Raw genomic sequence first — 6408 nt, forward strand, 5'->3', positions numbered from 1 at the left:
CGGGCACCAGGTTGTAGAACTGGAAGACAAAGCCCAGCTCACGGCGGCGATACTCGCCCAGGTCGGTAGGTTTGAGCACCGTGAGGTCACAGCCGTCCACCAGAATGGAGCCGGCATCGGCATCCTCCAGGCCGCCGATCAGGTTGAGAAAGGTCGACTTACCCGAGCCCGAGGGCCCCAGCATGACGCAGATCTCGCCGCGGTTGATGGACGTGTCGATGCCATCGAGTACCGTCAGGCGCGCATCACCGTCGCCGTAATGCTTTTTGAGATCCTTCACCTGGACATAGGCTTCCTGCGTTGCCATGGTATCCCCCGTTGTTAGCCTCGTACTACTTTATGAGCGTAATAGTAAACCATGGCGAACTATTTTGGAGCGAGGCCGGGGATTTATTTCAGACCAGTCATTGGGGACGTTCTTAAATGACTAGGTGGCTAGGCGTGGGATTTGGTGCGTGCGAGGGCGAGGCCTGCGGCGGCGATGGCCACGGCGAAGAGTGCCGTGACGCCCAGGTCGCAGGCGATGTCGCCCAGCACGGTGGACGTTAAATCCGAGGCGAGTGCCTTGCTGATCGCGTCGTTCACCCAATATGTCGGCACAAAATGCGCCACGGTCTGCACGGCCGAGCCCATGAGCGACAGCGGCATCCAGGCGCCGCCCAAAAACGTCATGAGCATGCCAAGCAGGTTGCCCACGCCGTTGAGCAGTTCCTCGCGCGCGCCCAAGCTCGACAACGTAAAGCCAACGGCCAGAGGCGTGCACGCCAGGGCAAACGTCGCCGCCAGCGCCAGACACACACGACCCACGCCGACCTCAGCGACCGCGCCGGCAAAGCCCACGACACCCATCATGCTCGACACAAACCAGATGCAGACGGTGAGCACGGCGGCGGCAAACACGGCAAGCGAACGTTGGCGCTCGGAGATTGGGCCGGCATCCATACGACGCACGCGCTCGGGCTCGTTCATGCCCGAGAACACCAACCCCACCGATACGATGACCGACGAGATAATCGCGTACGCGCCAAAGTTGAAGTACGACTCGAGCGTGGCGGCAGCAGCCGAGTCGACCTTGACCCGCTCGATCTGGACCTCCGCGCGCTTTGCAGCGGCATGTTCGGCGGCCTTGGCAACGTCGCCGTTGGAGGCAGTGGGCTCAAGTGCGGCCGCAGCGCCCGCGAGCGAGATCCAGCGCGAGGCCTCGGCAGACGAAAGCGCCGCCGCCATGGTGCCGGCACCGTAGGTCACATCGAGCTTGGGCAGGGACTCCCCCGCGCGGGCAGCCGCGACCAGGTCGTCCTCGAACCCCTCCGGGATAAAGAACACGCAGTCGGCGCTGCCCTTGGCGCTGTTGCTCTTGGAGAGCGCGTCCGCAAGGTCGTACGTGTCATCGCCGACGCCCGTGACCAGGTCAAACCGCGAACCTAGGTGCTTGGTGAGCGCACGTGAAAGATCACTGCCATCGCGGTCGACCACGATCACGTTGGCGTCGTAGGGCTTGTACTCGGTGAGCTGCGACGAGTTCCAGCTCACCGATGCCGCGATGAATACGCCCATCAGCGAAATGAACACCGTGTAGATGAGCAGGTAGAACGGGTGAGCGAGCGCCATGCGAAGCGCGGTCTTAAAGGTGCTCATAGCGGCTCCTTCCAAAGATCAGCGTGGCGGCGGCAACGAACAGCAGTGCCATGAGGACCAGTGCGCCGGCGCGAACGGCAAAAGGATCCAGGTCCTCAAAGAAATACAGGCGGTTGAACATGTCGCAGATGAGCTTGACGGGGTTGAGCCAGCACTCGGCCGGACAGGCGCGGGCGACGTCATCGGCAAGCGCCATCGCCGGTTCGCCGTAGAGCCCAGCGAACAAAGCGCACGTGGTGGCAAAGCCTGTGAGGATGCCCGACTTGGATGCCTTGCCGCCCTTAACGGGAAGCGTGCCCACAAAGAGTCCCAAGCCCGTGGCGGCAAGCGCGGAAGCGGCACCGCCCACCAGACACAGCCCCTCGCGCCCGCCAAAGTCGACGCCCACAACCAGGCGCACGTAGCCGATCGCGATCGCCATCGAGGCAAAGGAGACCAGCCACGAGCCCACAAAGATACCGGCCAGCGACGCCGTTTTGGAAAGACCGCCCGCGCAGCGGCGCGCGCCAAGGCCCGACAGATTGGGCTGCAGATCGACGACGCTCAAGGCGGCAAACTCCGCAGACATCATCGCGACCAGGCCAAAGAGCGCGTAATAGTAGATGACCGTGCCATCGGGCGTGGTGCGTGTCAGGCTTACGCGGCGGGTGCCGCCCTCGAGCGACAGGGCGCGCGCAACCGCCTCCGGGTCGGCGAGCGCCGCCGGGTTGTCCTGGGCAATCTGAGACATGAGCTCGGCATTTTGTGTATACGAGCTTGCCACCGTCTCCAGAATGCTGCGGTCGGTGAGCACCGTTGAGGCACGCGAGCTGTCGTAGCTCGACAGCAACGTGAGCTTGGGTGCGCCCGCGTCGTCGACCGTATAGATGCCCGCGACCTCGCCGGCCTTAAGCACACGGTTCGCATCGGCTGCGTCGTCGCACTCGTGGATCTCGAGCAGCTGATTGTCGCTCTCCTTGGCAAGCGACGTCGCCACGTCCTTAAAGGTCGAGGCGTCCCAGGCCTCGTCCGCTATGACGGCAACCGGTACCGGGTCGACCGTGCCGTCAGAGCTCAGATTCGCAAACATAAACATGAACATCGTGGAAAGTGCGATGGGAAAGAGAGCGCCCCAGACCCACGTGCTCGGCCGGCGCAGCAGCGTCTTGACCGTAGTGATGATGGTGTTGAACATGACTGCCCCCTAGTCGCGCAGCTCGCGGCCGGTGATCTCGAGGAACACGTCGTTGAGGGTCGGCGGCTCGCTCCACACGCGGCCGAGCGCCACATCGGCGGCGCGCAGCGTGTCGAGGATGTCGACCAAATTGTGCGGGCTCGCTTCGCAGGTGCAGACGAGCTCGCCGCCGGACAGCTCAACCGAAAGCACGTGCTCGAGGGCGCGCAGCCGCTCGACCGTGGCGGTCTCGGCGGCGCCGACCTCGACAGTCACGCGCTCGCCCATTTGAATCATGCGTTTGAGCTCGTCATTGGTGCCCTGCGCCAGCACACGTCCGCCGTCCATGATCATGATGCGGCTGCAAATCTGCTCGACTTCCTCCATGTAATGGCTGGTATACACCACCGTGGCGCCCTCGTCGCGCAAGCGGCAGATGCCCTCCAGGATGGCGTTGCGGCTCTGCGGGTCGACCGCCACCGTGGGCTCGTCAAAGAAGATGAGCTCGGGCTTGTGCGCGATACCGCAGGCGATGTTGAGGCGACGCGCCAGGCCGCCCGAGAGCTTGCCGGGGCGAAACTTGGTAAAGTCGCCCAGCCCGACAAAGTCGATCGCCTCGTCCACCAGCGCGCGGCGGCGCTTGCGGTCGTTGACGTAAAGGCTGCAGAAATAGTCGATGTTCTCGCGCACCGTAAGCTCGTCAAACACCGCCACCTGCTGCGGCACCACACCGATGCGGCGCTTGAGGTCGTAGCGGGCGGGCGTCATGGGCTCGCCGAACAGCTCGATGGTGCCTTTGTCGTAGGCGAGCAGCTGCAGAATGCAGTTGATGGACGTGGTCTTGCCCGAGCCGTTGGGGCCCAGCAGGCCAAAGATCTCGCCGGGGCGATGCTCAGGCTAAAGTGGTCGAGCGCGATAAGGTCGTCGTAGCGCTTGACGAGGTTTTCGACGTGGACGATGTCTGTCATGAGGCGGCCCTTCTGTTGATTGCGGCCCGGTACGATTGCATCATCGCAGGAGCGAGCGGCGCGCACCAGTGAGCTTTGTCACGAGTGCGGAGCTTGGCCGTGCGGCCTGCCGACGTCCCCGCTTTGCCGCGTGGGAGGAATGTCACGGTTGCGCAGGCGGTCCCTCCACCACGCGCGGCTTCGCGTACAATACCCGTATGAACAGGCTTTTCGACAAATCGATCGTGCTGGCGTGCTGTATTGCGGCCGCCATGGGTCTTGCTGTGGACGCTCGCCTGGTCGCGGCGTTTTGCCTTGGCGTTATTGCCACCTCGCTGGCCGAGGTCGTACAGGGAAACCGCGCCCGCCGTGTGAGCGAGGCCGCGAGCTACGCCTGCATCATCGCGGCTGTCTTCGTGCCGCCGTTTGTGCCGTTTGCGCCTCTCGCTCTCTATGACATCGCGCGACGCGTTCGCCGTGAACGAATCTGGCCCGCGCTGGCGATTGGCGCCGTGTTTGTCTGCGCGCTTGTCGCGGACCTTCGTGGTGGCGTGCTCACCACCCGAACGCTGCTGTTAACCGCCATCCTTTCGGTTGCCGCCACCTTGCTATCGCTACGCACCGCCCAGTTGGAGCGCGAGCAGCGGCGCATGCGCCGCACCCGCGACGAGCTGCAGGAACGAGCCCTCGCGCTCGAGGCGCGCAACCGCGATCTTGCCGATCGCCAGGACTACGAAGTCGAGCTCGCGACGCTCGCCGAACGCGCCCGCATCGCGCGCGAGATCCACGATAACGTCGGGCACCAGCTCACGCGCGCCTCACTGCAGGCCGAAGCCCTACGCGTGGTCCACGCCGACGAGCCTGGCGTCGCCGCCGATTTCGCCGACGTTAAACGCACGGTTGACGAGGCGCTCCAGCTTGTGCGCACCAGCGTCCACGCGCTCAACGACAACGCCGTCGACCTTTCCGTGCAGCTCGAACGCATTGTCGAAGGCACACGCTCGGACGGCGACCCGCAGATTGAGCTTGAAGTTATGGCCGAACATGCGCCCGCAAACGTCGCCAACTGCTTTGCAGCGGTCCTGCGCGAAGCGCTCTCCAATACCATGCGCCACGCTTGCGCCCAGACCGTCACCGTACGGTGCATGGAGCATCCGTCGTTTTACCAGCTCATTGTTACCGACGATGGCGTGGGTGAGGTCCAAGCAAGCGGCCGCGGCACCGCGGAGGGCATGGGGCTCGCCTCCATGCGCGAGCGCATCGAGGCGCTTGGCGGCACCTTCACCGCCGGCCCGCGTGCCGGCGCCGGCGGCTGGCGTGTGTTTGCCACCGTTCCCAAACAGCAAGGAGATGAGGGCCGATGAGGCTCATCGTTGTCGACGACGACCGCTTGGTGGTCGATTCGCTCAAGATTATCTTGGGCGCCCAGCCGCAGATCGAAGTGGTGGGCACCGGTGCCAACGGCAACGATGCGGTGGCGCTCTACGCCGAGCACGCACCCGATATTGCGCTGCTCGACATCCAGATGCCGGGACGCGACGGCCTTTCGGCCGCGCGCGAGATCCTTGAGCACGACCCTGCGGCGCGCGTGGTGTTTCTGACGACGTTCTCGGATGACGAGTACATTGTGTCGGCGCTCAAGCTGGGCGCCCGCGGCTACCTGATCAAGACCGATGTCGCTGCCATTCCGCCGGCGTTGGCGCAGGTCATGGACGGCAAACGCGTGCTCGAGGGCAAGGCGATCGAAGATATCAACTTTGATGGGGCGGACGTCGAGGCCGGCGCGACCCGCCGGCCCGCCGCCTTTGCCGGTCTGACCGACCGCGAGTTCGAAGTCGCCGAGCTCATCGCCCGCGGCCTCGACAACAAGAAGATCGCTGCCACCGCCTATATGGGCGAAGGCACCGTGCGCAACCACATCAGCTCAATCCTAGCCAAAATGGGGCTACGCAACCGCACCCAAATCACCATCGCCTATCTGCGAGGCTAGCCGCTGGCTGCCGCCAATTCGATGCCATTTCAAAACTATGCCGGTTTACTACGATGAACCGCATATCTCCGACCACGGCAAATTGCGCACTTACAAAACCGCAGGTAGAACACTTGCGATATTTGCAAAAATGCTGGTGTGGTCAGGAATCTCGGATTCATCGTAGTAAACCGGCATAGTTTTGTTCGGGCGGCCCTGCACGAGTGTCTCCGCCAGCCTCGCGGGACCAAAATGAGCCGTTTTCCTCCGTCCCCAAGGGATCAGCCGAAACCGCTCGCCACGAAACCTGCCCATCTACTACGTTTGACTCGATACCCTTGACCATACCCGCTTTTCATGAAAAACCGCAGGCGTTCTACCTGCAGTTTTTATTTCGCATTACTTGCCATGGTTGAGGGTAGCGGCTTAAACGTAGTAGATGAGCCCATTTCGTGGCAGACGGGTCACGCGGCAGCCCTCGCAAGGCCAAAATGGTCCGTTTTCCTCCGTCCACGGGAGTTAAAGGGCTGTTACGGATATGGTGCTATTTCAAAACTATGCCGGTTTACGGGGCTAAAGTCGGGACCCTCATCCATACCTTCATTTTTTGGAAAACGGCAGGCTATCTACCTGCACTGATAATTGTTCTCGGGGGAAGCGGGCACTGCGGGGCGCGGCAACGGCGCGCGATTTCCGCGTCG

The 6408-nt window shown here is 63.1% G+C and carries 6 protein-coding genes; 2 read left to right on the forward strand and 4 right to left on the reverse strand.

Translation table 11 applies throughout. From position 1 onward, the window contains the following. The 4 genes from ABHR76_RS09210 to ABHR76_RS09225 all read right to left on the reverse strand — a co-directional run. Positions 1 to 307 (reverse strand): ATP-binding cassette domain-containing protein (locus ABHR76_RS09210; protein ID WP_346977475.1); only part of this gene is annotated, 307 nt, incomplete at its 3' end. Between the two features lie 128 nt (positions 308 to 435). Further along, entirely contained in the window at positions 436 to 1638 is a 1203-nt protein-coding gene (locus ABHR76_RS09215; protein ID WP_346977477.1) for an ABC transporter permease, read from the reverse strand. Then, positions 1625 to 2812 carry an ABC transporter permease gene (locus ABHR76_RS09220; protein WP_138374328.1) on the reverse strand — a complete coding sequence of 396 codons (1188 nt, stop codon included), beginning with the start codon at positions 2810 to 2812 and terminating at the stop codon, positions 1625 to 1627. The genes ABHR76_RS09215 and ABHR76_RS09220 overlap by 14 nt, the downstream gene beginning before the upstream one ends. A gap of 9 nt (positions 2813 to 2821) precedes the next feature. Further along, positions 2822 to 3667 carry an ABC transporter ATP-binding protein gene (locus ABHR76_RS09225; RefSeq protein WP_346977480.1) on the reverse strand — a complete coding sequence of 282 codons (846 nt, stop codon included), beginning with the start codon at positions 3665 to 3667 and terminating at the stop codon, positions 2822 to 2824. A 289-nt stretch (positions 3668 to 3956) separates the two neighbouring features. Between ABHR76_RS09225 and ABHR76_RS09230 the strand changes: the two genes are divergently transcribed. Together ABHR76_RS09230 and ABHR76_RS09235 are read left to right on the forward strand one after the other, a co-directional pair. After that, complete coding sequence (locus tag ABHR76_RS09230; protein ID WP_195919459.1) at positions 3957 to 5102, forward strand: sensor histidine kinase; 1146 nt, start codon at positions 3957 to 3959, stop codon at positions 5100 to 5102. Then, positions 5099 to 5728, forward strand: coding sequence for a response regulator (locus ABHR76_RS09235; RefSeq protein WP_346977479.1), 630 nt, complete (start codon positions 5099 to 5101; stop codon positions 5726 to 5728). The genes ABHR76_RS09230 and ABHR76_RS09235 overlap by 4 nt, the downstream gene beginning before the upstream one ends. Positions 5729 to 6408: the final 680 nt, after the last annotated feature.

The organism is Collinsella aerofaciens (genome assembly GCF_039752985.1).
In the GTDB taxonomy this organism is placed as follows: Bacteria; Actinomycetota; Coriobacteriia; order Coriobacteriales; family Coriobacteriaceae; genus Collinsella; species Collinsella aerofaciens_BT.